The organism is Sabulicella glaciei, assembly GCF_026183895.1.
Lineage (GTDB): Bacteria > Pseudomonadota > Alphaproteobacteria > Acetobacterales > Acetobacteraceae > Roseococcus > Roseococcus glaciei.
Window position 1 is genome coordinate 124235 of sequence record NZ_JAPFQI010000004.1, and the last position, 25129, is coordinate 149363.

A 25129-nucleotide genomic window follows, 5' to 3' on the forward strand; every position below is an offset into this window, starting at 1 on the left:
CAGCAACTCCGGTCTCCGGATCGGGTTCGGCCCGGCATGATCGTGCAACTCCGAGGGGAGAATTCCATGTCCCGCATCAAGACCACGCTCCTGGCCGGGGCCGCCGTGCTCGCCCTGCCGGGCGTCGCCGCTGCCCAGGGCTTCATGGACGGCTTCCGCGTTTCGCAGCAACAGGCCGTGACCGGCTTGTACATCGGCGCCGGCGCCGGTGTGAACTTCCACAACAACGTGCGCGTCAGCCCGGACCGCACCCTGGCCGCTGGCCTGGGCGCGGCGGGCGTGACGGGCCGCGGCACGGCGGTGTTCGAGCCGGGCTTCGTCGGCGTCGGCGCCATCGGCTGGGGCCTGGGCAACGGCCTGCGCCTGGAGATCGAGGGCAACTACCGCGAGAACGATATCCAGAAGGTCCGCGGCTTCCCCGGCGCGAATCTCGCCGGCCGCGCCTCCGGCCTGCAGCGTACCTATGGCGTGATGGGCAACGTCTACTACGACTTCCTGATCCCCGGCGTGCCGGCCGTGATCCCCTATATCGGCGGCGGCATCGGCTACGCCTGGCGCGAGTGGGACCAGGTGAGCGTCCACAACGTCCCCGGCACGGCGGCGCTCCGCTCGCGCGCGACCGAGGGCGGCCTGGCCTGGCAGGGCATCGTCGGCGCGGCCTTCCCGATCACCGCGCTGCCCGGCCTGTCCATCACGGCCGAGTACCGCTACTTCGGCATGGAGCCGCAGCGCTTCAACACGCGCGCCGTGACCACGCCGGGCAATCTCGGCATCGCCGGAGGCACGCTGAAGGCGGAAAGCCACAACCACTCCGTCCTGCTCGGCGTGCGCTATGCCTTCAACCAGCCGCGCCCGGCGCCGGTCGCCGCCGTAGCGCCCGCTCCGGCCCCGGCCCCGGCCCCGGCCCGCACCTACCTGGTGTTCTTTGACTGGGATCGCGCCGACCTGACCGACCGCGCCCGCCAGATCATCAGCGACGCGGCGCAGAACTCGCGCCGGACGCAGTCCACGCGGATCGAGGTCTCGGGCCATGCCGACCGCTCGGGCACCCCGCAGTACAACCAGCGCCTGTCCGAGCGCCGCGCCGAGGCGGTGGCCGCGGAACTGGTCCGCAATGGCGTGTCGCGCAGCGAGATCGGCGTGCAGGCCTTCGGCGAGAGCCGCCCGCTGGTTCCGACCGGCGACGGCGTGCGCGAGCCGCAGAACCGCCGCGTGGAGATCGTCCTGCGCTAAGCAGGACGGCCTTCCGAGGCAAAGGGAAAGGGGCACCTCCGGGTGCCCCTTTTTTCATGCGCGCCGGTCAGGAGGCGAGGGATTCGACCAGCCCGCCGTGCCGTTCCAGCACCTGGCGGCGCTTCACCTTCATGGTGGGCGTCATCAGCCCGTTCTCCACCGTGAAGGGTTCGGGCAGGACGGCGTGGCGGCGGATGCGCTCGACCGGCGAGAGCTTCCCGTTCACCCGGCGGATCGCCTGCTCCACCTCCGCCTCGCGCCCCTCGGCGGGGACGACCAGCGCCACCATCCCGGCCAGTCCCTCGCCCGCGGCGACAGCCTGCGCGATCTCGGGCTCCCCGGCCAGCAGCGCCTCAATCTTGGCGGGGGCGACCATGTCGCCACCCTTCAGCTTGATGAAGTCGCGCTTGCGATCGGTGATGTAGATGCGGCCGTCGCGCATCTCCGCCACGTCGCCCGTGTGCAGCCAGCCCTCGCGCAGCGCCGATTCCGTCGCCGCAGGATTGTTCCAGTAGCCGTCCATCACCAGCGCGCCGCGCACCAGAAGCTCGCCATCCTCGCCCAGCCGCGCCTCCACGCCGTGCAGGGGGCGGCCCACGCTGCGGCGGTCATTGTCCCAGGGCAGGTTCACGCTGATCACCGGCCCGGCCTCGGTCTGGCCATATCCCTGGATGACCGGGATGCCGAGCGCCAGGAAGAAGCCCGACAGGGCCGGGTCGAGCCGCGCGCCGCCGGAGACCAACGCCTCCAGCCGCCCGCCGAAGCGGTCGCGCACCTTGTTTCGGACCAGCCGGTCCAGCGCCGCATCCTCCAGCCTTTCCAGCCAGCCCAGCTTCGGCCCGTCGAGGCGTCGCAGGCCGAGTGCCAGGGCACGGCGGAACAGCGTCGCGCGCAGCCCGCCGGCCTTCTCCACCTGCGCGGTGATCCGCTCGCGCAGCACCTCGAACAGGCGCGGCACGGCGGTGATGATGTGCGGGCGGTGCTGCGCGAATTCCTGCGCCAGCCGGTCGGCGCCACGCGAGAACACGACCTCCGCCCCTGCCGAGGGCATGATGAAGCCGCCCACCGTGTGCTCGTAGGAATGGGACATGGGCAGAAAGGACAGGTAGGTCGCCTCGCGCGGCATGCGCAGCAGCTTGCCGACCAGGACGCTGACGGCGCGGCAATTCGCCAGTAGCGCCCGGTGCGGCAGCATCACGCCGCGCGGCGTGCCCCCCGTGCCCGAGGTGTAGACGAGGCAGGCGAGGCGCCCTTCCGGGATCTGCTCCACCTCCGCGATCAGGGCGGCCGCATCGGCGTGGGTGCCCGTCAGCTCCGCCCATGGCAGCGTGCCCGCCGGCGCGTCGTCCATGCAGACCAGCAGGTCGAGTTCCCCCGCCTGACGCAGCCGGGCGGCCAGGGCGGGGGTGGAGACGATGGCAGCGCGGGCGCCGGAATCGCGCAGGATATGGGCGTGGTCGGCGACGGTGTTGGTGACGTAGGTGGGGACGGTGACGGCGCCGACCGCCATGACGGCGTTGTCCGCGATCATGAACTCCGGCCGGTTCTCCGCCACCAGCACGACGCGGTCCCCGGGCGTCACGCCCTGGGCGCGCAGCCCCGCGGCGGCATCCGCGACGGCCTGGGCGAAGTCTCCGCGCGCCATGCGGCGCCACGCGCCGTCGCGCCAGTAGCCGAGCATGGGCCGCCCCGGATCCTCCAGCGTCAACCCCAGCAGCAGCCTCGGCAGGCTCGTCGCGTTCGCCAGACCTCGCGCCATGAATCCTCCTCCCCTTGCGGCGCTTGGCCCGGCCGCTGCCCCGCTTATATGGAAGCCATGCAGCCCCGCCAAAGCCTCCTTCCCGCCCTCCTCCGTGCCCCTCTCGACGCCGCGGGGGGCGAGCCGGCACTCCCGTCCTGGGATCTGGCCGACCTCTACGCCGGCACGGAGGACCCCCGCATCGCCGCGGATCTCGACCGGGCGGAGGCCGAGGCGCGTGCCTTCGAAGACCGGCTGTCCGGCAAGCTGGAAGCCCTGTCCGGCGAGGCGCTCGCGCAGGCGCTGACGGATTACGAGCGCATCGAGGAAGTGCTGGGCCGGGTGATGAGCTTCGCCCAGCTTCTCTTCGCCTCCGACGCGCAGGATCCGGAGCATGGCCGCTTCCAGCAGACGATGAGCGAGCGGGTGACGGGCATTTCCTCCCACCTCGTCTTCTTCACGCTGGAACTGAACCGCGTCCCCGAGACGGCGCTGGAGGCGAAGCTTGCGGAAAGCGAGGCGCTGGAGGCGTGGCGCCCTTGGCTGCGCGACCTGCGCGTCTGGCTCCCGCACCAGCTTTCCGACGAGATGGAGAAGCTGCTGCACGAAAGGGAGGTGACGGGCCGCGCCGCCTGGAACCGCCTCTTCGACGAGACGATGGCGAACATGACCGTGCCGGTGGACGGCAAGGAGCTTTCCGTCTCCGCGGCGCTGAACAAGCTGTCCGATGCCGATCGTTCCGTGCGCGAGGCGGCGGCCAAGGGTGTTTCCGAGGCCTTCGGGTCGCGGATCCGACTGTTCAGCCTGATCACCAACACCCTGGCCAAGGACAAGGAGGTGATGGACAAGTGGCGCCGCCACGCCCGTCCCGGCAGCTCCCGCAACCGCGCCAACATGGTGGAGGACGAGGTGGTGGACGCCCTCGTTTCCGCCGTGGCCGAAAGCTTCCCGCGCCTGTCGCACCGCTATTATGCCATGAAGGCGAAGTGGCTCGGTCTGCCGAAGATGATGCATTGGGACCGCAACGCACCCCTGCCGCGCGACGAGGACAGCACCATCCCCTGGCCATCGGCGGTGGAGCGGGTGCGCGCCGCCTACGCGGCCTTCTCGCCGGAGTTGGAGCGGGTGGCCGCGCCCTTCTTCGAGCAGCCCTGGATCGACGCGGCGCTGCGGCCCGGCAAGGCCTCGGGTGCCTTCGCCCACCCCACCGTGCCCTCCGCGCATCCCTATCTGCTGCTGAACTACCACGGCAAGGCGCGCGACGTGATGACGCTGGCGCATGAGCTGGGCCATGGCGTCCACCAGCGCCTCGCCGCCGATCAGGGCTATCTCCGTTCCTCCACGCCGCTCACCCTGGCCGAGACGGCCAGCGTCTTTGGCGAGATGCTGACCTTTCGCGCCATGCTGGACGCCGAGAAGGACCCGGCGAAGCGGCGCCTGCTCCTCGCCGGCAAGGTGGAGGACATGCTAAACACGGTGGTGCGGCAGATCGCCTTCTACCGCTTCGAGACGCGGCTGCACGAGGAGCGGCGCCAGGGCGAGCTGTCCGCCGAGCGCATCGGCGAGATCTGGATGGAAGTGCAGACCGAGAGCCTCGGCCCCGCCTTCGAATGGACGCCCGACTATTCCTGCTACTGGGCCTATATCCCGCACTTCGTGCACACGCCCTTCTATGTCTATGCCTACGCCTTCGGAGATTGCCTCGTGAACGCGCTCTACGGCGTGTATCGCGAGGGGTCGGTGCCGGATTTCGAGCGGAAATACCTGGAGATGCTGCGCGCTGGCGGCACGCTGCGCCACAAGGAGCTGCTGGAGCCCTTCGGCCTCGACGCCTCGCAGCCCGATTTCTGGAAGCGTGGCCTGGACGTGATTGCCGGCTTCATCGACGAGCTCGAGGCCACCCAGTGAGCGACCGGCGCGAGAACTCGCTGTTCGGCGAGGTGCGGCGCATGGTCCGCACCTCCGGCGCCGTCACCGGCATCGCGGCGCGCGTGGCCGGCGAGCGCTTCCTCGGGATCAAGACCGACAAGGGCGCGCATGCGGAGGACCTGAAGCAGATCCTCGGCGGGCTGAAGGGCCCGATGATGAAGGTAGCGCAGTTCCTGTCCACTGTCCCCGACGCGCTGCCCGAGGAGTATGCGCGGGAACTGGCGACGCTCCAGGCCAATGCGCCGGCCATGGGCTGGGCCTTCGTGAAGCGCCGCATGTCGGCGGAGCTTGGCCCCAACTGGCAGTCCCGCTTCGCCGAGTTCGGGCAGGAGGCGGCGGCGGCCGCCTCGCTCGGGCAGGTGCACAAGGCGCGGCTGCACGATGGCACCCAGGTCGCCTGCAAGCTGCAATACCCCGACATGCCGAGCGTGGTGGAAGCGGACCTCCGCCAGCTTCGCCTCGCCATGCAGCTGTATCGCCGCATGGACTCCGCCCTGGACAACGAGGAGGCCTACGCCGAGCTCTGCGTCCGCCTGCGGGAGGAGCTGGACTACGAGCGCGAGGCGTCGCAGCAGCGCCTCTACAGCATCATGCTAGCCGACGAGCCCAGCGTGCGGGTGCCGACCGCCATCCCGGAACTGACCACGCGCCGCCTTCTCACCATGACCTGGCTTGAGGGGCGCTCCATCCTGCGCCGCATCGAGGAAAACCCGGACCTCGAGGAGCGCAACTCCTACGCGCGTTCCCTCTTCGCCGCCTGGTACAAGCCGCTCTATCGCTTCGGCGTCATCCATGGCGACCCCCATCTCGGCAACTATCAGGTCCGGCCGGAGGATGGCGGCATCAACCTTCTGGATTTCGGGACGATCCGCGTCTTCCCGCCTTCCTTCGTCACCGGCGTTATCACCCTCTACGAGGCGGTGCGCGACGGCGACGAGGAGAAGGCAGCGCATGCCTTCGAGACCTGGGGGTTCCGCAACCTGTCGCGCGAGACGATGCTCGTGCTCAAGCGATGGGCTGATTTCCTCTACGAGCCGCTGATGCAGGACCGGGTGCGGCTGATCCAGGAGACCGACGACCCGAATTTCGGCCGCCGCGTCGCCGAGGAGGTGCATCGCGGCCTGAAGCGCACCGGTGGGGTCCGCATCCCACGCGAGTTCCCGCTGATGGACCGCGCCGCCATCGGCCTGGGCAGCGTCTTCCTACGGCTGCGGGCCGAGCTGAACTGGCACCGCATGTTCATGGAGCTGATCCAGGACTACGACGAGGCGATACTGGCCGCTCGGCAGGAGGAGGCGCTATCGGCCGCTGGGGTCCCGCGTCCGGCCTGAGCCTCACAGCCGGTCAGGGTCGCGCCGTGTATTGCGCGGCGCGGCCAGCCATGCCTAAGCAAAAGGGTTCCCATCCATGACGGAGCCCTTTTCATGCGTCTTGCGGTCCTGAAGGAAAGGCGCGCGGGTGAAACCCGCGTCGCGGCCACGCCGGAGACGGTGAAGAAACTCAGGTCTATGGGCCTCGACGTGGCGGTGGAGCAGGGGGCGGGCCTCGCCTCCGGTTTCCCGGATTCCGAGTATGCGGCGGCGGGTGCCGAGATGGAGCCCGATGCCGCCGCCGCCCTGGCCGGCGCCGGCATCGTCTTCGCGGTTCGTGCGCCCGAGGCGCCATTGCCGCGCGGCACGATGCTGATCGCGACGCTGGGCGCCGATGCCGACGCCACGCGCCGCTACGCCGAGGCCGGCGTCGAGGCCGCTTCCATGGAACTCCTGCCGCGCATCACCCGCGCGCAGAGCATGGACGTCCTCTCCTCCCAGGCCAACCTCGCGGGCTACCGCGCGGTGGTCGAGGGCGCGGCCGCCTTCGACCGCGGTTTCCCCATGCTGATGACCGCGGCCGGCACCGTGCCCGCCGCCAACGTCTTCGTGATGGGCGCGGGCGTCGCCGGCCTCCAGGCCATCGCCACCGCCCGCCGCCTGGGCGGCCGCGTCTCCGCCACCGATGTGCGCCCGGCGGCCAAGGAGGAGATCAAGTCGCTCGGCGCCTCCTTTGTCGGCTACGAGGACGAGGAAAGCCGGCAGGCCCAGACCGCCGGTGGCTACGCCAAGCAGCTTTCGGCCGAGTTCTATGCGAAGCAGGCCGAGGTGGTGGCGGCCCACATCGCCAAGCAGGACGTGGTGGTCTGCACCGCGCTGGTGCAGGGCCGCAAGGCGCCGACCCTGGTGACCAAGGCCATGGTCGCCAACATGAAGCCCGGCTCGGTGATCGTGGACATCGCGTCCGACGCGGGCGGCAATTGCGAGGAAACGCGCCCCGGCGAGATGCACGTGACGGAGAACGGCGTGAAGGTGCTGGGCTGGACCAACTGGCCTGCGCGCATTCCCGCCGCTGCCAGCGCCCTCTATGCCCGCAACCTGCTGACATTCCTGTCCACCTTCTGGGACAAGGAGGCGAATGCCCCCAAGCTCCCGCCCGAGGACGAGATCGTGCAGGGCGTGACGCTCACCCGCGGCGGCGCCGTGGTCCACAAGAACTTCGCCTGAACGGAGGCCCCCGATGAACCCGAACGTGATCGCGGTCGAGGCGCAGGCGCTGGCCGACCGCGCCCAGGCCCTGGCCCTGCATGCCCGCGCCATGGCCGACACCGTGGCCCCCGTTGCCGCGGCGGCCGAGCCCTTCCTCCTCCTGCTGACGATCTTCCTGCTGGCCTGCTTCGTCGGCTACCACGTGGTCTGGAGCGTCACCCCGGCGCTGCACTCGCCGCTGATGGGCGTCACCAACGCCATCTCCTCCGTGATCGTGGTGGGCGCCATCCTCGCCGCCGGTCTGGCTGAGAGCGGCGTGGCGCGGTTCTTCGGCTTCCTGGGCGTTATGCTCGCCTCGGTGAACATCTTCGGCGGCTTCCTGGTCACGCGGCGGATGCTGGCGATGTTCCAGGGCAAGAAGAAGGGCTGACCGGGATGACCACCCTCACGACCCTCGCCTACCTCGTCGCCTCCGTCCTCTTCATCTTGGCGCTGCGCGGCCTGTCCCACCCGGAGACGTCGCGGCGGGGTAATCTGTACGGCATGATCGGCATGGCGATCGCCATCGTCGCCACGCTGCTGCGCCCGGGCATGGATCTTGGCGGCATCGCGCTGATCATCGCCGGCCTCGTCATTGGCGGCGGCATCGGCGCCTATGTGGCCGGGCGCATCCAGATGACGGCGCTGCCGCAGCTTGTTGCCGCCTTCCACTCCCTGGTCGGCATGGCGGCGGTCTTCGTCGCGGCGGCGGCCTTCTACAGCCCCGAAAGCTTTGGCATCGGCGTGCGCGGCGACATCAAGGGCGCTTCGCTGGTCGAGATGTCGCTGGGCCTCGCCATCGGCGCCATCACCTTCTCCGGCTCGGTCATCGCCTTCCTGAAGCTGGACGGGCGCATGTCGGGCGCGCCCATCCTGTTCAAAGGCCAGCACATGCTGAACGCTGGGTTGGGCGTGCTGCTGCTGGTGCTGGTCATCGCCTTCGTCGCGACGGGGTCCGACTTCCTGTTCTGGATGATCGCGCTGCTGTCCTTCGCGCTGGGCTTCCTCCTGATCACTCCCATCGGCGGCGCCGACATGCCGGTCGTGGTGTCCATGCTGAACAGCTATTCCGGCTGGGCGGCGGCGGGCATCGGCTTCACCATCGGCAACCTGCTGCTGATCGTGACCGGCGCGCTGGTCGGCGCTTCGGGCGCCATCCTTTCCTACATCATGTGCAAGGGGATGAACCGCTCCATCATCAACGTGCTGCTCGGCGGGTTCGGCGCCGATGCCGGTGGTGCCGCGGCCGCGGGCGGCGCCGCGGCGGACCGGGCGCCAGTCAAGGCCGGCTCGCCCGAAGACGCCGCCTACATCATGAAGAACGCGCAGAAGATCATCGTCGTGCCCGGCTACGGCATGGCGGTGGCCCAGGCGCAGCAGGTGGTGCGCGAAATGGCGGACCTGCTGAAGAAGGAGGGCGCCGACGTTTCCTACGCCATCCACCCCGTCGCGGGCCGTATGCCCGGCCATATGAACGTGCTGCTGGCCGAGGCCAACGTCCCCTACGATGAGGTGCACGAGCTGGAGGAGATCAACCCCGAATTCGCCGATGCCGACGTGGCCTACGTGATCGGGGCGAACGACGTGACCAACCCGGCGGCCAAGACCGACAAGTCCTCGGCCATCTACGGCATGCCGATCCTGGACGTGGAGCGCGCCAAGACCGTGTTCTTCGTCAAGCGCGGCATGGCCTCGGGCTACGCGGGCGTGGAGAACGAGCTGTTCTTCCGGCCCAACACCATGATGTTATTTGGCGATGCCAAGAAGGTGACGCAGGAGATCGTACAGGCGCTCCAGCGCTGAAAAGGAAAGGGGCCGCGTGATGCGTGGCCCCGCCCAAGCGAGAAAACCCGCCGCGGCACTGCCGGGCGGGTTTTTTCTGTCCAGGCACGCTGGGGCGGCTGTGCCGCCCCGAAGGCTCAGAAGCCCTCGCGCTCGATCCGCTTGCGCTCGACCTTGCGGGCGCGGCGCACGGCCTCGGCGGCCTCGCGGGCACGGCGCTCAGACGGCTTCTCATAGTGACGGCGCAGCTTCATCTCGCGGAACACGCCCTCGCGCTGAAGCTTCTTCTTGAGCGCCTTCAGCGCTTGGTCAACATTGTTGTCCCGAACGACGACTTGCACGCGGCGCGATCTCCTTGACGGCCAGAATCGATGAAATCAAACGAGCATAGGCCACGGTGCGGCAGCCGCCCGTGACCCTCGCTGAGGGGATAGCACCGCCCGCCCCCTTCGCAAAGGGGTTTTTCGCGCGCATGTGAGGGTTCATGGCGCTTCTTAAGATTGCCCGAATGGGGAACCCCATCCTGCTCGGCCGCGCGGTCGAGGTCGCGGACCCGACCGTGCCGGCCATGCGCCGCCTCGTCGCGGATATGGCCGAGACGCTGGCCGATGCGGGCGGGATCGGGCTGGCGGCCCCGCAGGTCCATCAGCCGCTGCGCTTGTTCCTGTGGCGCGACGGCGAGACGCTGCGTGTCCTGTTCAACCCCCGGATCGAACCCATCGGCGACGACCTGGCAAGCGCCTGGGAAGGCTGCCTGTCCATCCCCGGGCTGCGCGGCTTGGTCGAGCGGCCCGCGCGGGTGCGCTGGAGCGGGTTGGACGAGGAGGGGCAGACCGTCTCCGGCGAAGCGGAAGGCATGTCCGCCCGTGTGCTCCAGCACGAGAACGACCATCTGGAGGGCCTCTTCTACCTCAGCCGGATGCGCGACCTGTCGCAGCTTGGCTTTGTCGAGGAACTCGCCCGCGCCATGGAGAAAAGCGCATGACCGAACCGCACCTGATCCGCGCCGCCGTCGCCATCGCCAACTTCGATGGCTGGAGCGAGGCGACGCTGCGCGCGGCCTGCGAGGATTCAGGCGAGGATCCGGCGCTGCTCGAAAGCCACTTCCCGCGCGGCGTCACCGGCGCCATCGAGGATTGGGCCGCGCTGGCCGATGCCGAGATGGATCAGGCGGCGTCCGCAGAGGGCATCGAGGCGCTTCGCGTGCCCCAGCGCATTCGCCGAGTGGTGGAGCTGCGCCTGCGCGCGGCCGAGCCGGACAAGGAGGCGCTGCGCGGGGCGCTGCGCGTGCTGGCGCTGCCCTGGAACCTGGGCCTGGCCGCCCGGATCACGGCGCGCACCGCGTCCACGATGTGGCACGCAGCCGGGGACAGTTCGGCCGATTTTTCCTGGTACACCCGACGGGCGACGCTGGCGGCCATCTACACTGCGATGATTGCGTATTGGCTGTCCCCGCGCGACCCGGATATCGAGCAAGCCCTTGCTTTCCTTGACCGACGCCTCGCCGACATCGCGCCACGGCGCCGGGCCGCGTGAAAATCAAGGCTTCGCGATTTCATATGTCAGGTGTAGAACCCCCGCGACCCCATTGGCTCTGCTTCATTTTGCCCGGATCGTCCGGGCAGGAGCTGGGAGAGGAGATCGGGCGCAATGACGCCTCTGCGTAGCCTTCTTGCGGGCGCCGCCGCGCTCGTCCTGACGCCGACCCTGGCTTCGGCGGCAACATGCCTGCAGCCGGCCGAGCAGACGCACTTCCATGTGCGCGCCCTGCAGAGCCAGCTCATGGTGGTCGCCATCTCCTGCGAGCTGCAGGACGATTACAACCGCTTCGTCACGAAGTTCCAGCCACATCTGGCCACTGCCTTCCGCGGCATCCAGGGCCATTTCCGTCGCGCGGCGGGGTCGGCCGGCCAGCGCCAGACCGACCAGTACATCACCAACCTGGCGAACGGCCAGTCGCAGGCGGGCATCGCGCAGGGCACCCTCTTCTGCCGCAACCAGGCGCCGCTGTTCCAGGAGGCGATCGCCGCCCCCAATGTGCAGGCGCTGGCGCAGCTGAGCGTGGCGCGCGAGATCCCGCACTTCTACGACGCGCCGGCCTGCGGCACCGCCAGCCCGCAGCGGGCGCAGGGTCAGCAGCGCGCGCAGTCCCAGCGTCCGCGGAGCCAGCAGCCGCAGCGCGCGCAAGGCCAGCGTTCGCAGGGCCAGCAGCGCGCCCAGGGTCAGAGCCAGACCGCGACGCGCTGATCTCCGGCACGCCTGTTGGACAATTGGGAAAGGCGGCCTTTGGGCCGCCTTTTTCGTGTCTGCGCCCCAGGCCCGCGCTGGGGCGGACGCAAAGAAAAAGGGGCGTCCGAAGACGCCCCTTTCCCTTTGCCTTGGAAGGCCGTCCTGCTTAGCGCAGGACGATCTCCACGCGGCGGTTCTGCGGCTCGCGCACGCCGTCGGCCGTCGGGACCAGCGGGCGGCTCTCGCCGAACGCCTGCACGCCGATCTGGCTGCGGGACACGCCGCGGCGGACCAGCTCAGCCGCCACCGCCTCAGCGCGGCGCTCGGACAGGCGCTGGTTGTACTGCGGGGTGCCCGAGCGGTCCGCGTGGCCCGACACCTCGATCCGGGTCGCACCGACGCGCTGGGAGTTCTGCGCCGCCTCGGCGATGATCTGGCGGGCGCGGTCGGTCAGGTCCGCACGATCCCAGTCAAAGAACACCAGGTAGGTGCGGGCCGGAGCCGCCTGCGGGGCCGGAGCCGGAGCCACGGCAACCACCGGGGCCGGACGCGGCGCGTTGAACGCGTAGCGCACGCCGAGCAGGATGCTGTGGTTGTAGTTCTCAGGACGCGAGTTGTAGGTCGCGACCTGCGGGCGGGCGGCAACCGGCAGCGTCACCGAGTTCACCGCGCTCGCGGTGGCCAGGCGGGGCTCCAGCGTGCCCATGAAGCGGTACTCGGCCGTCAGGGCGAGGCCGGGGACCATGGCACCCAGGTTGTACGCCAGACCGACGATGCCCTGGTAGGCGAAGCGGCCGTCACGGTCGTTGATGAACACGGAAGCCGCACGGCCGGCCGGGAGGGCCGTGCCGCCGCCCACGCGACGCCAGTCGCTCCACACGTAACCGGCGCCGACGCCGATATACGGGGTGAGGCCGGGGATCGGGCTCATCGCCGCGAAGGCGTTGAAGTCGTAGTAGGCGTTCGCCATCACACCGTACTGGTGGATGCGGCCCGTCGAGGTGCCCGTGCCGCCCAGGACGCGGACATTGTCCACGGCGTTGTAGCGGTAGTTGCCCTCGATCTCAGCGCGGATGCCGTTGCCGAAGCCCCAGCCGATCGCGCCAACGCCAGTGTAGCCCCAATTGGTGCGGACGCGGACGTCGCCAGTGATGCCAGCGCCAGCCAGCGCAGCGGCGCCGGCGGGCGTCGTGGCGTAGCTGAACTCGCTCTGGTGACGGTAGTTAGTGCCCGCGCCGGCGCCGATGTAGAGGCCGGTGACCGGCTGGGCCTGGGCGGCCACGGGCAGCGACAGAACGGTCGCGGCCAGAAGGGCCTTCTTGAGGCTCATCCTCGTTCTCCTTAATCCAAACTCGTTCGTTCGGTCGCTGCGCGGTGCACCCCGATGGGAGCGAATCCCTCGCTGCGTGGTGCAACCCTAACACCATCGTCCGGGCGCTTGCACCTCCTCCTCCGGGATTTCCCCGAGGCTGTTGCGGAATCGCCACAGGGCAGTTTGGCACATTTGCAACAGGGGGTAACGGAAGGGGTAAGCTATTGCGAAAGCAGGAAATTCGCGTGCCCAAGCTTGCGTCCGGGCCGGGCTTCGCCCTTGCCGTACCAGTGCGCGACAACGTCTGGACGCCCCAGGAGAGGCGGCCAGGCGGCCAATCCCTCAGGTCCGATCAGGTTCTCCATCACGACGTCGCAGCGCCGCGCCACCGGTCCAAGCGGAAGCCCCGCCACGGCGCGGATGTGCTGCTCGAACTGGGAGCAGGTGCAGGCATCCATCGTCCAGTGGCCAGAATTGTGCGGCCGCGGGGCGATCTCGTTGCCCAGCAGGCGGCCATCGGGCAGCAGGAACATTTCCAGCGCCACGACCCCGATCAGGTCGAGCCCCTCCGCGACGCGTGCGACGAGTTGCCTTGCCTGCTCCGCGGCCTCAGGCGCCACGCGGGCCGGCACGACAGAGCGGTGCAGGATGTGGTGACGGTGCTCGTTTTCTGTCGCCTCGAACACCGCGACCGTCCCGTCGGCGCTGCGCGCCGCGATGGCCGAGATCTCATGGGTGAAGGGGATGAAGCCCTCCAGCACGAGCGGGTGCGGGGCCAGGCGGGCAAAGGCGCTGCGCGCCTCTTCCACGGTGCGGATCACCGCTTGGCCGCGCCCGTCATAGCCCAGCCGCGTCGTCTTCAGCACGGCGGGCAGGCCCACCGCCTCCAGCGCGGCTTCCAGGCTGGCGCGGTCCGTCACCTCCTGCCAGGGCGCGACCGGGACGCCGGCGGATTCGAGGAAGCGCTTCTCGGCCACGCGGTCCTGGCAGATGGACAGGGCGCGCAGTCCGGGGCGGCACTCCACGCGCCCTTCCAGCGCCGCCAGCGTCGCGGCGGGCACGTTCTCGAACTCGAAGGTAACGACGTCCACCGCGTCGGCGAAGCGGCGCAGCGCCTCGGCATCGCCGTAATCGGCGACGCTGCGGATCGCCGCGACCTGCATGCCCGGCCCATCCGCCTCTGGGCCGAAGACATGGGCGCGATAGCCCAGCCGCGCCGCGGCCATGGCCGACATGCGCCCCAATTGGCCGGAGCCGAGAATGCCGATCCGTGCCCCAAGGGGAAGGGGCTCAGGCCGGGTCATGCGGCACGCCCTCGGTCTGCGCCGCCCGCCAGACATCCAGGCGGGACCCGAGCGCCCGGTCCGATAGGGCGAGTATAGAGGCGGCGAGGAGCGCGGCGTTGATCGCGCCCGCCTTGCCGATGGCCAATGTACCGACCGGAACGCCCCCCGGCATCTGCACGATGGAAAGGAGCGAATCCATACCCTTCAGCGCGTGACTCTCGACCGGTACGCCAAGGACGGGAAGCGGGGTCATGCTGGCCGCCATGCCCGGCAGGTGCGCCGCGCCGCCGGCCCCGGCGATGATGACCTTGAGGCCGCGTCCGCGCGCCGCTTCCGCATATTCGTAGAGGCGCCGGGGCGTGCGGTGCGCGGAAACGACGCGCGTCTCGTGCGGTACTTCCAGGCGTTCCAGCGTTTCCGCCGCATGGCGCATCGTCTCCCAGTCGGAGCGACTGCCCATGATGATGCCGACGATCGGCGCTTGGCCGCTCATGCGATGATGTCGGGCACGAGGCGCCCTTCCAGCCAGGAGATTTCGTCCTTCAGCTTCAGTTTGCGCTTTTTCAGGCGCTGGATCTGAAGCTGATCGGAGGGACTTCCCTCCAATCGCGCGATGACTGTGTCCAGGTCGCGGTGCTCGCTGCGGAGTTCGTGCAGGCGGCGCAGGAGGGATTCGCGGTCTTCGAGCATCGTCTCGTGCAGCCATCCAGAAACGGGAACGATCCCCCGGCGAATCGTCGCAAGCGTGCAGGAAATCGTTCACTTTTGATGGGCAGGAGCGATAGCATGGCAGGCGCGGATGCAACAGCCGGGACATTCCCGCAGGGCGAGGCCCGGCCCGCATTCCGCGATCCCGAGAAAGGAAACAGCTGCATGATGCATGCGCCCAGAATCCGCAGTCTCGAATCCCGTCACCAAAGCATTGAGAGCCAGATCGCGGCCGAAGGATCGCGGCCCAGGCCGGACGACGCTGTGCTGACGCGACTGAAGCGCGAGAAGCTGGCGCTCAAGGAAGAGCTGGAACGGCTCCGGACCAGCCGGGGCCACTGAGGGTTTAAAGAGGCGCCCGGAAAGGGCGCCTCAATCCGCCGTCGGCTCGGGCAGGGGCTTGCCCTGGGCGGTGATCCGCTCCCGCGCCGCGGCGACCAGCGCGTTCAGCGCGCTCTGCGTGCACAGGCCGAGGATCACGGGGTCGCGCGGCTTGATGTTCGCGCTGTTCAGGTGGGTGCGGTCGCGCACCTTCTCGATCGTCTCCTTGGTCGTGCCGAGGAGCTTGCCGATCTCCGCCACCGTCAGCTCGGGATGGTTCCGAAGGAGCCACGCGACGCCGTCCGGCTTGTCCTGCCGCTTGGAGATGGGCGTGTAGCGCGCGCCCTTGCCGCGCGACTTGGCAGCGGGGATGGCGTTCGCCGCCAGATGCAGCCGGGCATTCGGGTCCGCCTCGCAGCGGGCGATGTCCTCCCGCGAGACCTGCCCGTTCTGCACCGGATCGTAGCCGATGATGCCTTGCGCCACCTCGCCATCCGCGATGGCCTGCACCTCCAGCGGGTGCATCTGCACGAAGTCGGCGATCTGGTCGAAGGAAAGCGAGGTCTTCTCGATCAGCCACACGGCGGTTGCCTTGGGCATCAGGGGCTGGGCCATGGTGATCTCTCAAAAGGTCGAACGGCAACGGTGCCGAATGGGCAGGCGTGCCCGGCTGGATTGCCCTATAATCGCACCCCGCCAGGGGGCCAACCCCCAAGGAGGAGCTGATGTTCGAGGAAGAGCCACGCCCCAGGCGCCGTCCGGGGCTGGAACCTGCCAAGCTGGACGGCTGGGATGTCGGCGAACTGCGGGACTACATCGAGGCGCTGCGGACCGAGATCGGCCGCGCCGAGGCGGCCATCGCCAAGCTCGACGGACACAAGAGCGCCGCGGAGGCATTCTTCCGGCGCCCCTAACGAAAAAGGCCGGGGGAGGTCCCCCGGCCCGGAAGGAAAACGTTAGGCGGCTTCCTGGGTCAGCACCGGCTGGCGCGGCGGCGCGGCCTCGATCGCGACGCGGCGGGGCTTCAGGGCCTCCGGCACCTCGCGCCGCAGGGACACGTGCAGCAGGCCATTCTCCATCCGCGCGCCCTCGACCACGAGGTGGTCGGCCAGGACGAAGCGGCGCTCGAAGGCACGGCCGGCGATGCCGCGGTGCAGGTAGCGGCGCTGTTCGCCCTCCTGCGCCTGGGGCGCCTTGCCGGTCACGGTGAGGGTGTCGTCCTTCACCACAAGCTCGATGTCGTCGGAGCCGAAGCCGGCGACGGCCATGGTGAGGGTATAGCGGTCCTCGCCCGTCACCTCGATGTTGTAGGGCGGGTAGGCTTGGCCCTCGGACTGGAGCCGCGCGCCGTCGAGCAGGCGGGCAAAGCGGTCAAAGCCAATGGCGGTGCGGAGAAGCGGGGAAAAGTCGATCGCGTTCACGAAGAACCTCCTTCAGGGAGCAAGGTCCAGGAACAGCGGGCGATCCGTCACGGTCCCCCCGATCGGGCAGGGCCTCGGATGCTCGCGCCGGGGCCCGCAGGGGCGCCCCGACAGCGCAGAAATGGAAAAGGCCGCCCCCTCGTTCAAGGGGGCGGCCCTTCGGCCGTCGCCAAAAAATATCGGGCGATTACTTCCGCTTGGCGCCCAGCCCCGCGAACTTCTTGTTGAACTTCGCCACCTGGCCGCCCGTGTCGATGATGCGCTGCACGCCGGTCCAAATGGGATGCGACTTCGGATCGATGTCGAGGCGCAGCGTGTCGCCCGGCTTGCCGCCGGCGGTGCGCGTCTTGAAGGTCGTGCCGTCCGTCATGATGACGTTCAGCTCATGGTAGGCGGGATGGGTGTCGGGCTTCATGGCAGGGCTTTCGGGGATGCGGCAGGCCACGATGGCGGCCCGGCCGTGAAGCGGGCCACATAGGACAAGAGCGGCGGAACGGCAAGGCGGGCGATTGGCAGCGGCCGTGCCATGCCCTATCGCCGCGCCCTGGCTTCTGGGAAACCTACCCGCATGACCGACGCGAACCTGCCTGACCGGCTTTCCACCGACCCCTCCAGCCCCTTCCACGACGCCGAGTTGCTGGCGCGCGGCATCGGCATCCGCTTCCGCGGCGCGGAGCGGACCAACGTGGAGGAGTACTGCGTTTCCGAGGGATGGGTACGCGTCAGCCTGGGCAACAAGGTGGACCGCAAGGGCAAGCCGCTGACCATGAAGCTCACCGGCCCGGTGGAGCCCTATCTGCGCGAGCAGGACTGACGCGCTCCGCCTCACTGGGCCTGGATGTTGGCGCGGCGGATCGTGTCGCCCCAGGCCTGGCGGTCGCGCTGCATGCGCGCGGCGAAGCGCTCCGGACCCTCGAAGCTGGGGGTCAGCCCGTTCTCCAGCAGGCGCTGGCGCACGGTGGGGTCGCGCAAGGCGGCCTCCACGGCGCTCGACCAGCGCCGGATTGCCTCCGGCGCCAGGCCGCGCGGGCCGCAAAGCCCGAACCAACCCGCGACCTCCAGCCCCGGCACCGCCTCCGAAAGCCGCGGCGCGGCGGCGAATTCTGGCACACCCTCGGCATCGGCGAGCGCCAGCAGGCGCAATTCGCCGCCCTGGATCTGCCGCACCACGTCACCGAGATTGGTGATGAGCAGATCCGTCCGCCCTGCGATCAGGTCCACCACGGCGGGCGCCGCCCCGCGATAGGGCACGTGCACGAGGTCCAGCCCCGCCATGGCCGCCAGCCGAGCGCCCGTGAGGTGCTGCGCCGAGCCGACGCCCGCGCTGGCATAGCTGACCGTGCCCGGCCGTGCCCGCGCGGCGGCGAGCACGTCCTGCACCGAGCGGTAGGGGCTGCGCGCCCCGACCACGGCGCCGTAGGAGGAGAGGGCGATGTTGACGACCGGCACCAGCTCGGTGCGCGGGTCCACCGGCAGCACGGCGCCCGGCAATTCCGGCGAGATGGTCATGGTGCCCATCGGGCATTGCAGCAGCACGGAGCCATCAGCCGGGCTGCGCGCCACCATCTCCGCCGCGATGAAGCCATTGGCGCCGGTGCGGTTCTCCACCACCACCCGCGCCCCGAGATGCGGCCCCGCCGCCTCGGCGATGAGGCGCGACACGAGATCGGCCGTGCCGCCCGGCGCGAAGCCGGAAACGATCCGCATCGTCCGTTCCTGCGCGGAAGCGGCAAGCGGCAGGAGGCTGGCGGCGAGGGCGGCCAGGAGAATGCGTCGCATGGGGTTCACTCCGCGCGGATGTTGCCGCTCCGGATCACCGCCCCCCAGGCGGCGCGGTCGGCGGCGATGGTCTGGCTGAAGCGGGCCGGGTCTTCGAAGCGGGGCACGAGGCCGCTCTGGAGCAGGCGCTGGCGGGTGGCGGCATCCTCGGTCGCAGCGCGGATGGCGTCGGCCCAGCGCGCCACCACCGGCTCCGGCGTGCCGCGCGGCGCGCAGTAGCCGAACCAGCCGGACACGGCGTAGCCCGGCACGGTGTCGCCGATCTGGCCGACTCCCGGGAACCCGTCCATGCCGATGCCGTCCGCAAAGGCGAGGAGGCGCATCTCCCCGCCGCGCACCTGCTGCGCCACGTCGCCGAGGTTGGTGATGATCGTGTCCACGCGCCCGGCCATCACGTCGAGCACGCCCGGCGCCGCGCCGCGGAAGGGAACGTGGACCAAGGGCACGCGCGCCATCTGCTCCAGCCGCGCCCCGGACAAGTGGGAAACGGAGCCGATGCCCGCGCTGGCATAGGTCAGCGTGCCGGGCCGTCCGCGGGCGGCGTCCAGGAACCCCGCCACCGTGCGGTGCGGCGAGTTCGCCGTGACGGCCATGACCTGTGTCGAATGCGCGAAATTGGCAATCGGCTGGAGGTCGCGCGCCGGGTCGATCGGTGTCTGCACGCCGGGCAGCTCGGGCGAGATCGTCAGCATCCCGGTCGAGCACTGCACGATGGTGTGCCCGTCGGGGGCGGAGCGCGCGGCCTCGGCGGCGGCGATGAAGCCATTGGCCCCGGTCCGCACCTCCACCACCGGGCGCTGGCCCAGGGTCTGGGCCGCACTCTCGGCCAGGATGCGGTTGACGATGTCGCTGGTGCCCCCGGCCGCGAAGCCGCCCAGGATGCGCGGCGGGCGGTCCGGGAAGCCCTGCGCGGCCGCGAAGGCGGGCAGGAGGCAGGCGGCGAGCAGGGGAAGCAGGCGTTTCCTCATGGACGCATCCTCAACCTGGATGGGGTGGGGGAGAGCAGGGGCAGCGCCAGATCGGCGAACTCGCAAAGGAGGCGCCGCGTGTCGCGTGGGTCGATGATCTCCTCGACCCAGAAGGTCTCGGCGGTGCGGAAGGGGGAGCGCAGCTTGTTCAGCCGGTCCTCGATCTCCGCCAGCTTGGCGTCCTTGTCCTCGGCCGCGGCGATGTCGGCGGCGTAGGCAGCCTCGATCCCGCCTTCCAGCGGCAGCGAGCCCCAGCGGGCCGAAAGCCACGCATAGCGCAGGGAAAGCCGCCCGGCCGGCGCATGGGCGGCGCCCGCCACCCCGAAGGCGTTGCGGATGATGACGGTGCACCAGGGCACGGTGGTCTGTCCCATCGCCGCCATGGCCCGCACGCCGAGACGGATCGTCGCCGCCTTCTCCGCCTCCAGCCCCACCATGAAGCCCGGGCAGTCGCAAAGATACACGACGGGCAGGTGGAAAGTTTCGGCGAGGTCGAGGAAGCGGATGATCTTGGCGCAGGCATCGGCGGTCCAGGAGCCGCCATAGAAGAACGGGTCGCTGGCCATCAGCGCCACCGGCACGCCCTTCAGCCGCGCGAGCCCGGTGATGATCGGGCGCCCGAACATCCGCCCCATCTCGAAGAAGGAGCCGCGATCCACCACGGACTCCACGATGGGCCGCATCTGGTAGACGCGGCGCCGGTCGCGCGGGATGGCAGTGAACAGCTTCTCGTCCCGCCGCGCCGGGTCGTCGTCGCCGGGCGTGACGGGCGGCAGGGCGTGGACGGAGGAGGGTAGGTAGGACAGGAAGCGACGCGCGGCGGCGAAGGCTTCCTCCTCCGTGTCCACGGCGTTGTCCACGGCGCCGGACTTGGTCTGGATTTCCCAGCCGCCCAATTCCTTCTTGGACAGGTCCTGGCCCAGCCGCGCCACCACGGGCGGGCCAGCCACGAACATCGCGCTCTCCTTGGTCATGACGGAGAAATGCGCGGCGGCGAGCCGTGCCGCCCCCAGCCCGGCGACGGAACCCAGGCCCAGGCCGACCACCGGCACGTGCGCCAGATTCTCCGTCGTCAGGTGGAAGAGCTGCGACATCCCCACGCCGCCCGGCAAATTCGCGCGGCCCGTCGTCTCGATGGTCTTGACCGACCCGCCGCCGCCCGAGCCCTCGATCACGCGCAGGATGGGCAGGCGAAACTCCATCGCCAGCTTTTCGGCCATCACCGGCTTCTCGCGGATGGTGGCGTCGGCGCTGCCGCCGCGCACGGTGAAGTCGTCGCCCACGATCACCACGGGGCGGCCATCCACGCGCGCGCGGCCCATCACGCAGTTCGATGGTGTCAGGCGCTGGAGGTTGCCGGCCTCGTCATACTCGGCGCGCCCGGCGATGGCGCCCGTCTCGTGGAAGGATTCGGGGTCGGCCAGCTTCTCGATGCGCTCACGCACCGTCAGGCGGCCGCCCGCGTGCTGGCGTGCCACCTTGTCCGGGCCGCCCATTTCCCGCGCATGGGATTCGCGCAGCCGCAGCTCGTCCAGTTCGGGTTGCCAGTTCATGGGAGGGCAGGTTCCTTTGCGAGCGAGTCCAGCAGGCGCTTGCGCGCCGCCTCAAGGAAGCGCGTGTCCATCCGCGCCTCCCGCATCTCCGGCGCGCGCAGGGCGGCGGCGAGAAAGGCGGCGTTCAGCCTGACCCCCTCCGCCACGCAGCCATCCAGCGCCGCGGCCAGCTTCTCCAGCGCCGCTTCGCGCGTCGGCGCGTGGGCGATGACCTTGGCGAGCATCGAATCATAGAAAGGCGAGAGCGCGTCGCCCTCGCGGATGCCCGAATCCACGCGCAGCCCTTCGGCTTCTGCCGGCAGGCGCAGGAGCGCGAGGCGGCCGGGCGAGGGGAGGAAGTTGCGCGATGGATCCTCCGCGCAGAGCCGTGCCTCCACCGCATGGCCGCCCCAGGCAATGTCTTCCTGCCGGAAGGGCAGCGCCTCCCCGGCGGCGACGCGCAGCTGCCATTCGACGATGTCGAGCCCGGTCACCATTTCCGTCACCGGATGCTCGACCTGGAGGCGCGTGTTCATTTCCATGAACCAGACGCGGTCCGGATGCAGCGGCGCCTCGGCGATGAACTCCACCGTGCCGGCGCCCACGTAGCCCACGGCGCGGGCCAGGGTGCAGGCGCGGCGGCCCAGTTCCTCGCGTAGGGCGGGGGACATCCCGGGGGCGGGGCACTCCTCCACCAGCTTCTGGTGGCGGCGCTGCAAGGTGCAGTCGCGTTCGCCCAGGTGCAGCACCGTGCCATGCGCGTCGGCGAGGATCTGTACCTCGATGTGGCGCGCAGACGGGACGGCGCGTTCCAGCATCACCCGGTCATCGCCGAAGATCGCCGCCTCGCGTCGCGCGGCAGCCAGGGCGGCGGCGAAACCCTCGGGCGATGCGACGAGGCGCATGCCGCGCCCGCCTCCGCCGCCGATGGCCTTGATCATCACGGGAAAGCCGACCCGCGCGGCTGCCGCCTCCAGCGCTTCATCCGACTGGTCCGCGCCGGGGTCGCCGGGCAGGCAGGGCAGGCCGGCTTTTTCCGCCAGCGCGCGTGCTTCCGCCTTGCCGCCCATGGCGCGGATGGCTGCGGGCGAAGGGCCGACGAAGACCAGGCCCGCTGAGGCGCAGGCTTCAGCGAACTCGGTGCGCTCGGACAAGAAGCCGTAGCCCGGATGGACCATGCGCGCCCCCGAGCGTCGCGCGGCTTCGAGCAAGGCGAAAATGGACAGGTAGCTTTCGCGCGGATGCGCCGGCCCGATGGGCTCCGCGCGGTCGGCGGCCTCGACGTGGAGCGCGGCGGCGTCCGCCTCGGAGAAGACCGCGATGCTTTCGATGCCCAGGCGGCGGCAGGTGCGGGCGATGCGCGCCGCCACCTCGCCGCGATTGGCGATCAGGACCGGGCCCAGCATCAGCGCCGCAGCGTGGCGAGGGGCTGGCCTTCCTCCACCTGCTGGCCTTCCTCCACCAGCAATTCCAGCACCGTCCCGGAATGAGGCGCGAGGACCGGGATCTCCATCTTCATCGATTCGAGGATCACCACCGGCTCCTCCTCGGCCACCACGGTGCCGGCCGGGGCGGCGATCTTCCACACGGCGGCGCCGATCTCGGCATGGATGGTGGTGGCACCCTCGGCCATGGATATTTCCTCGTTCCTTGTGTCCCGTCGCCATGCTGCGCGGGCGCTTGGCCCGGAGCGTCGGGCGGGTGCCCGAAGCTGTCAACGCGGGCCGGGGCGAGGCTAGGTCAGCCGACATGAGCTCGGCAAGCCTCGACCGACCGGTCGGTCGGGCTGGACAGCGGGGCGGCGCGCTGTCTAGCGTTGCCGCAACGAACCAGACGAGGGTGGAGCCATGTCCGCAACGGCAACGATGTCGCGCCGCGTCGCGCTGGGCGCGGCCCTGGCCATGCCCCTCGTCGGGACGGGCCACGCGCAATCCTTTCCGAGCCGCCCGCTGCGCCTCATCGTGCCTTTCGTGCCAGGCGGGGGCGCCGACACCACGGCGCGCTTCGTGGCGGAACCGCTGGCGGCGGAACTCGGGCAAAGCGTGATAGTGGAGAATCGCGGCGGCGCCGGTGGCACCATCGGCACGGCGGCGGTGGCGCAGGCCCCGGCCGACGGGCACACGCTGCTCTACGGCACGCCGGGGCCGCTCATCACCAATCCCTTCCTGATGCAGAACATGCCCTATGACGCGGAGCGCGACTTCGCGCCGGTCAGCCTGCTGACGCGTGGCGCCTACCTGCTGGCCGTGCATCGCGACGTTCCGGTGCGCACGGTGCGGGAACTGGTCGATTTGGCACGCCGCCAGCCGGGCGAACTGTCCTATGCCAGCGCGGGCGTCGGCGCGGGCAGCCACTTGGCCGGCGAGTTGCTGTGCATGGAAACGGGTGTGCGCATGTCGCACGTGCCGTATCGCGGCACGGCGCAGGCGGTGCAGGACGTTGCGGCCGGGCGCGTCACCATGTCCATCGACACCTATGGCGTGATGATCCCGATGATCCAGGCGGGCAACCTCCGCCCCATCGCGGTGACGAGCCGCGAGCGCTACCCGGAACTGCCCGACGTGCCCACCATCGGCGAAACGCTGCCCGGCTTCGAGGTCGGGGTGGTGAACTATGTCTGTGTCCGCAGCGGCACCCCGCGCCCCGCCATCGAGCGGCTGAACCAGGCGCTGGTGAAGGTGCTCGCCGATCCCGGCTTGCATGCCCGGATGCGCGAGGCCGGAAGCTCCCCGCCCATGTCCAGCACGCCGGAGGAACTCGGCGACATCCTGCGCTCCGAGCGCGAGAAATGGGGTGCGGTGATCCGCCGCGCCAACATCCGCGCCGGGTAGCGAGTTCCGGCAGGGCGGCGTTCCGTGCTTCCCTGCCGCATGGCCGACGACACGCCCGGTTCCCCGCGAGGGCATCGCCTCCGCATCCGAATCCTGCTCGGAAAGGGCGCCCCTTTCGGGCCGGGCAAGGCCGACCTGCTGGAGGCGGTGCGCGAGACGGGATCCATCGCCGCGGCCGGGCGGCGCCTCGGCATGTCCTACCAGCGCGCGCACGACCTGGTTTCCGCAATGAACTCGCATTTCCATGAGCCAGTGGTGGCGCCGGCCAAGGGCGGGTCGCGCGGCGGTGGCAGTCACCTCACCCCCTTCGGGGAGGAGGTGCTGGCCGCCTATCGCCGCATCGAGGCGCTGGCCGAAATCGCCGCGGCCGAGCCGCTGCGCTGGCTGGAGACGCGACTCGCCCCCGCGCCCTAGTCGGCGCGGATGCCGACGCGGCGGATCAGCTCGCCCAGCCGCGCGAATTCGGCGGCATTGCGGGCCTGGTACTCCTCGGGCGTCCCGGGAATGGGCCGCGCGCCCAGCTCCGCGAGGCGCGACACCATCTCCGGCTTCCCCAGCCCCGCGCGCAGCGCCGCATTGACGCGGGCGATCACCTCCGGCGGAGTGCCGCGCGGCGCCACGAGCCCGAACCACGCCACCACCTCGTAGCCCGGAAGCGTCTCGGCGATGGCGGGGATCTCCGGCGCGGAGGGCCAGCGCGCCCTCGAGGTGACGCCGATCGGCACCAGCGCGCCCGAGCGGATATGCGGCAGGATGGAAGGCAGGTTGTCCGTGCCGAAATCGATGCGCCCGGGCAGGAGGTCGGTCATCATCGGCGCGCTGCCGCGATAGGGAACGTGCGTCGCCTGGATCTCCGCCATCACGCGGAACAACTCGGCCGCGAGGTGGGTGGAGCCGCCGATGCTCGTCTCGCCGTAGGAAAGGCGGCGCTGCTTCGCCAGGGCGATCAGCCCCGCCGCGTCGTGCACGCCGAGGCTCGGATGCGCGGCAATCAGGTTCGGCACCTCCGCGATCTGGCTGATCGGCATGAAGTCGGTGAGCGGGTCGTAGCCCGCATTGCTGTAGAGATGCGGGTTGATGGCATTGGTCCCCGGCGAGCCGAGCAGCAGCGTGTAGCCATCCGCCGGTGCGCGCAGCACGGCCTGCGCCGCGATGTTGGATCCGGCGCCGGGCCGGTTCTCCACGATGAAGGACTGGCCCAGCGCCTCCTGCAGGATCTGCGCGGCGAGACGGCCGAGGATGTCGGTGGTGCCTCCCGCGGGGAAGCCCACCACGATGCGCACCGGGCGCTGCGGCCAGTCACCTTGCGCCAGGGAAGGCGCGGCGAGCAGCGTGCCCACCCCCGCCAGCAGGACGCGCCGCGTCGCGAGGCTGTGACCCATGGTTTCCTCCAAATTCCTTGTTGGAGGCGAGTATCGGGACGCGGCGCGGCTGAGGTCAAACGGAAGCGTCCGTTGCCGTCGCCGCTTCCCTCCGGCATGGTCGCCCCGAAGGAACAAGAG

Annotated in this window: 29 protein-coding genes; 14 read left to right on the forward strand and 15 right to left on the reverse strand. The window is 70.1% G+C overall.

What is annotated here, in order from left to right:
* Positions 1-66: 66 nt before the first annotated feature.
* On the forward strand, positions 67-1233 hold the full coding sequence (locus tag OF850_RS08435) for an OmpA family protein (RefSeq protein ID WP_301589569.1): 1167 nt from the start codon (positions 67-69) through the stop codon (positions 1231-1233).
* A 67-nt stretch (positions 1234-1300) separates the two neighbouring features.
* Here OF850_RS08435 and OF850_RS08440 read toward each other — a convergent pair whose 3' ends face one another.
* The gene (locus tag OF850_RS08440) at positions 1301-2992 is read right to left on the reverse strand and encodes an AMP-dependent synthetase/ligase (RefSeq protein ID WP_301589570.1); all 1692 of its coding nucleotides are present in this window, start codon (positions 2990-2992) and stop codon (positions 1301-1303) included.
* A gap of 57 nt (positions 2993-3049) precedes the next feature.
* On the opposite strand from OF850_RS08440, the gene OF850_RS08445 reads away from it, so the two are divergent.
* The 5 genes from OF850_RS08445 to OF850_RS08465 all read left to right on the forward strand — a co-directional run bounded on the left by OF850_RS08445 (position 3050) and on the right by OF850_RS08465 (position 9261).
* Complete coding sequence (locus tag OF850_RS08445) at positions 3050-4879, forward strand: M3 family oligoendopeptidase (RefSeq protein WP_301589572.1); 1830 nt, start codon at positions 3050-3052, stop codon at positions 4877-4879.
* Positions 4880-4920: 41 nt separating this feature from the next.
* On the forward strand, positions 4921-6231 hold the full coding sequence (locus OF850_RS08450; protein WP_301589672.1) for an ABC1 kinase family protein: 1311 nt from the start codon (positions 4921-4923) through the stop codon (positions 6229-6231).
* Between the two features lie 93 nt (positions 6232-6324).
* Positions 6325-7437 carry a Re/Si-specific NAD(P)(+) transhydrogenase subunit alpha gene (locus OF850_RS08455; protein WP_301589573.1) on the forward strand — a complete coding sequence of 371 codons (1113 nt, stop codon included), beginning with the start codon at positions 6325-6327 and terminating at the stop codon, positions 7435-7437.
* Positions 7438-7450: 13 nt separating this feature from the next.
* Positions 7451-7849 carry an NAD(P) transhydrogenase subunit alpha gene (locus OF850_RS08460; protein ID WP_301589574.1) on the forward strand — a complete coding sequence of 133 codons (399 nt, stop codon included), beginning with the start codon at positions 7451-7453 and terminating at the stop codon, positions 7847-7849.
* A gap of 5 nt (positions 7850-7854) precedes the next feature.
* A complete protein-coding gene (locus OF850_RS08465) occupies positions 7855-9261 on the forward strand; it encodes an NAD(P)(+) transhydrogenase (Re/Si-specific) subunit beta (protein WP_301589576.1) in 1407 nt (468 codons plus the stop codon).
* Positions 9262-9377: 116 nt separating this feature from the next.
* Here the strand turns inward: OF850_RS08465 and rpsU are convergent, their stop codons facing one another.
* Entirely contained in the window at positions 9378-9581 is a 204-nt protein-coding gene (gene rpsU / locus OF850_RS08470; RefSeq protein WP_027286066.1) for a 30S ribosomal protein S21, read from the reverse strand.
* A gap of 143 nt (positions 9582-9724) precedes the next feature.
* Here rpsU and OF850_RS08475 point away from each other — a divergent pair, with 143 nt between their 5' ends.
* The 3 genes from OF850_RS08475 to OF850_RS08485 all read left to right on the forward strand — a co-directional run bounded on the left by OF850_RS08475 (position 9725) and on the right by OF850_RS08485 (position 11487).
* The gene (locus OF850_RS08475; RefSeq protein ID WP_301589581.1) at positions 9725-10225 is read left to right on the forward strand and encodes a peptide deformylase; all 501 of its coding nucleotides are present in this window, start codon (positions 9725-9727) and stop codon (positions 10223-10225) included.
* Positions 10222-10776, forward strand: a complete 555-nt coding sequence (locus tag OF850_RS08480) for a COQ9 family protein (RefSeq protein WP_301589583.1) — start codon at positions 10222-10224, stop codon at positions 10774-10776. The genes OF850_RS08475 and OF850_RS08480 overlap by 4 nt, the downstream gene beginning before the upstream one ends.
* Before the next feature lie 114 nt (positions 10777-10890).
* Positions 10891-11487: a hypothetical protein gene (locus OF850_RS08485; protein ID WP_301589585.1), complete on the forward strand. Its 597-nt coding sequence runs from the start codon at positions 10891-10893 to the stop codon at positions 11485-11487.
* Between the two features lie 148 nt (positions 11488-11635).
* Here the strand turns inward: OF850_RS08485 and OF850_RS08490 are convergent, their stop codons facing one another.
* From OF850_RS08490 to OF850_RS08505, 4 genes are all read right to left on the reverse strand, one after another.
* Positions 11636-12799 (reverse strand): OmpA family protein, encoded by a 1164-nt coding sequence (locus tag OF850_RS08490; protein ID WP_301589586.1) that lies wholly within the window; start codon positions 12797-12799, stop codon positions 11636-11638.
* A gap of 203 nt (positions 12800-13002) precedes the next feature.
* A complete protein-coding gene (locus OF850_RS08495; RefSeq protein ID WP_301589588.1) occupies positions 13003-14085 on the reverse strand; it encodes a 5-(carboxyamino)imidazole ribonucleotide synthase in 1083 nt (360 codons plus the stop codon).
* Positions 14072-14560 (reverse strand): 5-(carboxyamino)imidazole ribonucleotide mutase, encoded by a 489-nt coding sequence (gene purE, locus OF850_RS08500; RefSeq protein ID WP_301589590.1) that lies wholly within the window; start codon positions 14558-14560, stop codon positions 14072-14074. The genes OF850_RS08495 and purE overlap by 14 nt, the downstream gene beginning before the upstream one ends.
* Positions 14557-14757: a YdcH family protein gene (locus tag OF850_RS08505; protein WP_207538886.1), complete on the reverse strand. Its 201-nt coding sequence runs from the start codon at positions 14755-14757 to the stop codon at positions 14557-14559. The genes purE and OF850_RS08505 overlap by 4 nt, the downstream gene beginning before the upstream one ends.
* 96 nt (positions 14758-14853) lie before the next feature.
* On the opposite strand from OF850_RS08505, the gene OF850_RS08510 reads away from it, so the two are divergent.
* Positions 14854-15117 (forward strand): YdcH family protein, encoded by a 264-nt coding sequence (locus OF850_RS08510; protein ID WP_408906464.1) that lies wholly within the window; start codon positions 14854-14856, stop codon positions 15115-15117.
* 30 nt (positions 15118-15147) lie between these two features.
* Here the strand turns inward: OF850_RS08510 and OF850_RS08515 are convergent, their stop codons facing one another.
* Positions 15148-15711 carry a DUF1013 domain-containing protein gene (locus tag OF850_RS08515; protein ID WP_301589591.1) on the reverse strand — a complete coding sequence of 188 codons (564 nt, stop codon included), beginning with the start codon at positions 15709-15711 and terminating at the stop codon, positions 15148-15150.
* A 110-nt stretch (positions 15712-15821) separates the two neighbouring features.
* Between OF850_RS08515 and OF850_RS08520 the strand changes: the two genes are divergently transcribed.
* Positions 15822-16010: a DUF1192 domain-containing protein gene (locus OF850_RS08520; protein WP_301589592.1), complete on the forward strand. Its 189-nt coding sequence runs from the start codon at positions 15822-15824 to the stop codon at positions 16008-16010.
* 42 nt (positions 16011-16052) lie between these two features.
* On the opposite strand, the gene OF850_RS08525 is transcribed toward OF850_RS08520, so the two are convergent.
* Entirely contained in the window at positions 16053-16517 is a 465-nt protein-coding gene (locus OF850_RS08525; RefSeq protein WP_301589594.1) for an Hsp20 family protein, read from the reverse strand.
* Between the two features lie 187 nt (positions 16518-16704).
* A complete protein-coding gene (gene rpmE, locus OF850_RS08530) occupies positions 16705-16932 on the reverse strand; it encodes a 50S ribosomal protein L31 (protein ID WP_301589596.1) in 228 nt (75 codons plus the stop codon).
* 153 nt (positions 16933-17085) lie between these two features.
* Here rpmE and OF850_RS08535 point away from each other — a divergent pair, with 153 nt between their 5' ends.
* Positions 17086-17331: a DUF3297 family protein gene (locus OF850_RS08535; RefSeq protein WP_301589597.1), complete on the forward strand. Its 246-nt coding sequence runs from the start codon at positions 17086-17088 to the stop codon at positions 17329-17331.
* 11 nt (positions 17332-17342) lie between these two features.
* Here the strand turns inward: OF850_RS08535 and OF850_RS08540 are convergent, their stop codons facing one another.
* The 5 genes from OF850_RS08540 to OF850_RS08560 are packed head-to-tail and all read right to left on the reverse strand — an operon-like array spanning position 17343 to position 22429.
* Entirely contained in the window at positions 17343-18296 is a 954-nt protein-coding gene (locus OF850_RS08540) for a Bug family tripartite tricarboxylate transporter substrate binding protein (protein WP_301589599.1), read from the reverse strand.
* 5 nt (positions 18297-18301) lie between these two features.
* Positions 18302-19264, reverse strand: a complete 963-nt coding sequence (locus OF850_RS08545) for a Bug family tripartite tricarboxylate transporter substrate binding protein (protein ID WP_301589600.1) — start codon at positions 19262-19264, stop codon at positions 18302-18304.
* The gene (locus OF850_RS08550; RefSeq protein ID WP_301589603.1) at positions 19261-20817 is read right to left on the reverse strand and encodes an acyl-CoA carboxylase subunit beta; all 1557 of its coding nucleotides are present in this window, start codon (positions 20815-20817) and stop codon (positions 19261-19263) included. The genes OF850_RS08545 and OF850_RS08550 overlap by 4 nt, the downstream gene beginning before the upstream one ends.
* On the reverse strand, positions 20814-22202 hold the full coding sequence (locus OF850_RS08555) for an acetyl-CoA carboxylase biotin carboxylase subunit (protein ID WP_301589605.1): 1389 nt from the start codon (positions 22200-22202) through the stop codon (positions 20814-20816). Before OF850_RS08555 ends, OF850_RS08550 begins: the two co-directional genes overlap by 4 nt.
* Complete coding sequence (locus OF850_RS08560; RefSeq protein ID WP_301589606.1) at positions 22202-22429, reverse strand: biotin/lipoyl-binding carrier protein; 228 nt, start codon at positions 22427-22429, stop codon at positions 22202-22204. The genes OF850_RS08555 and OF850_RS08560 overlap by 1 nt, the downstream gene beginning before the upstream one ends.
* A gap of 214 nt (positions 22430-22643) precedes the next feature.
* Between OF850_RS08560 and OF850_RS08565 the strand changes: the two genes are divergently transcribed.
* Together OF850_RS08565 and OF850_RS08570 are read left to right on the forward strand one after the other, a co-directional pair.
* Positions 22644-23627: a Bug family tripartite tricarboxylate transporter substrate binding protein gene (locus OF850_RS08565; protein WP_301589607.1), complete on the forward strand. Its 984-nt coding sequence runs from the start codon at positions 22644-22646 to the stop codon at positions 23625-23627.
* Positions 23628-23651: 24 nt separating this feature from the next.
* A complete protein-coding gene (locus OF850_RS08570; protein WP_301589608.1) occupies positions 23652-24041 on the forward strand; it encodes a winged helix-turn-helix domain-containing protein in 390 nt (129 codons plus the stop codon).
* Here the strand turns inward: OF850_RS08570 and OF850_RS08575 are convergent.
* Positions 24038-25009 (reverse strand): Bug family tripartite tricarboxylate transporter substrate binding protein, encoded by a 972-nt coding sequence (locus tag OF850_RS08575; RefSeq protein WP_301589609.1) that lies wholly within the window; start codon positions 25007-25009, stop codon positions 24038-24040. The two genes, OF850_RS08570 and OF850_RS08575, sit on opposite strands and share 4 nt — an antisense overlap.
* Between the last annotated feature and the right edge of the window lie 120 nt (positions 25010-25129).

Coding starts and splice junctions, on each gene's coding strand:
- OF850_RS08435 (WP_301589569.1), top strand. CDS start 67: ATGTCCCGCATCAAGACCACGCTCCTGGCCGGGGCCGCCGTGCTCGCC.
- OF850_RS08440 (WP_301589570.1), bottom strand. CDS start 2,992: ATGGCGCGAGGTCTGGCGAACGCGACGAGCCTGCCGAGGCTGCTGCTG.
- OF850_RS08445 (WP_301589572.1), top strand. CDS start 3,050: ATGCAGCCCCGCCAAAGCCTCCTTCCCGCCCTCCTCCGTGCCCCTCTC.
- OF850_RS08450 (WP_301589672.1), top strand. CDS start 4,921: ATGGTCCGCACCTCCGGCGCCGTCACCGGCATCGCGGCGCGCGTGGCC.
- OF850_RS08455 (WP_301589573.1), top strand. CDS start 6,325: ATGCGTCTTGCGGTCCTGAAGGAAAGGCGCGCGGGTGAAACCCGCGTC.
- OF850_RS08460 (WP_301589574.1), top strand. CDS start 7,451: ATGAACCCGAACGTGATCGCGGTCGAGGCGCAGGCGCTGGCCGACCGC.
- OF850_RS08465 (WP_301589576.1), top strand. CDS start 7,855: ATGACCACCCTCACGACCCTCGCCTACCTCGTCGCCTCCGTCCTCTTC.
- OF850_RS08475 (WP_301589581.1), top strand. CDS start 9,725: ATGGCGCTTCTTAAGATTGCCCGAATGGGGAACCCCATCCTGCTCGGC.
- OF850_RS08480 (WP_301589583.1), top strand. CDS start 10,222: ATGACCGAACCGCACCTGATCCGCGCCGCCGTCGCCATCGCCAACTTC.
- OF850_RS08485 (WP_301589585.1), top strand. CDS start 10,891: ATGACGCCTCTGCGTAGCCTTCTTGCGGGCGCCGCCGCGCTCGTCCTG.
- OF850_RS08490 (WP_301589586.1), bottom strand. CDS start 12,799: ATGAGCCTCAAGAAGGCCCTTCTGGCCGCGACCGTTCTGTCGCTGCCC.
- OF850_RS08495 (WP_301589588.1), bottom strand. CDS start 14,085: ATGACCCGGCCTGAGCCCCTTCCCCTTGGGGCACGGATCGGCATTCTC.
- purE (WP_301589590.1), bottom strand. CDS start 14,560: ATGAGCGGCCAAGCGCCGATCGTCGGCATCATCATGGGCAGTCGCTCC.
- OF850_RS08505 (WP_207538886.1), bottom strand. CDS start 14,757: ATGCTCGAAGACCGCGAATCCCTCCTGCGCCGCCTGCACGAACTCCGC.
- OF850_RS08510 (WP_408906464.1), top strand. CDS start 14,854: ATGGCAGGCGCGGATGCAACAGCCGGGACATTCCCGCAGGGCGAGGCC.
- OF850_RS08515 (WP_301589591.1), bottom strand. CDS start 15,711: ATGGCCCAGCCCCTGATGCCCAAGGCAACCGCCGTGTGGCTGATCGAG.
- OF850_RS08520 (WP_301589592.1), top strand. CDS start 15,822: ATGTTCGAGGAAGAGCCACGCCCCAGGCGCCGTCCGGGGCTGGAACCT.
- rpmE (WP_301589596.1), bottom strand. CDS start 16,932: ATGAAGCCCGACACCCATCCCGCCTACCATGAGCTGAACGTCATCATG.
- OF850_RS08535 (WP_301589597.1), top strand. CDS start 17,086: ATGACCGACGCGAACCTGCCTGACCGGCTTTCCACCGACCCCTCCAGC.
- OF850_RS08540 (WP_301589599.1), bottom strand. CDS start 18,296: ATGCGACGCATTCTCCTGGCCGCCCTCGCCGCCAGCCTCCTGCCGCTT.
- OF850_RS08545 (WP_301589600.1), bottom strand. CDS start 19,264: ATGAGGAAACGCCTGCTTCCCCTGCTCGCCGCCTGCCTCCTGCCCGCC.
- OF850_RS08550 (WP_301589603.1), bottom strand. CDS start 20,817: ATGAACTGGCAACCCGAACTGGACGAGCTGCGGCTGCGCGAATCCCAT.
- OF850_RS08555 (WP_301589605.1), bottom strand. CDS start 22,202: ATGCTGGGCCCGGTCCTGATCGCCAATCGCGGCGAGGTGGCGGCGCGC.
- OF850_RS08560 (WP_301589606.1), bottom strand. CDS start 22,429: ATGGCCGAGGGTGCCACCACCATCCATGCCGAGATCGGCGCCGCCGTG.
- OF850_RS08565 (WP_301589607.1), top strand. CDS start 22,644: ATGTCCGCAACGGCAACGATGTCGCGCCGCGTCGCGCTGGGCGCGGCC.
- OF850_RS08575 (WP_301589609.1), bottom strand. CDS start 25,009: ATGGGTCACAGCCTCGCGACGCGGCGCGTCCTGCTGGCGGGGGTGGGC.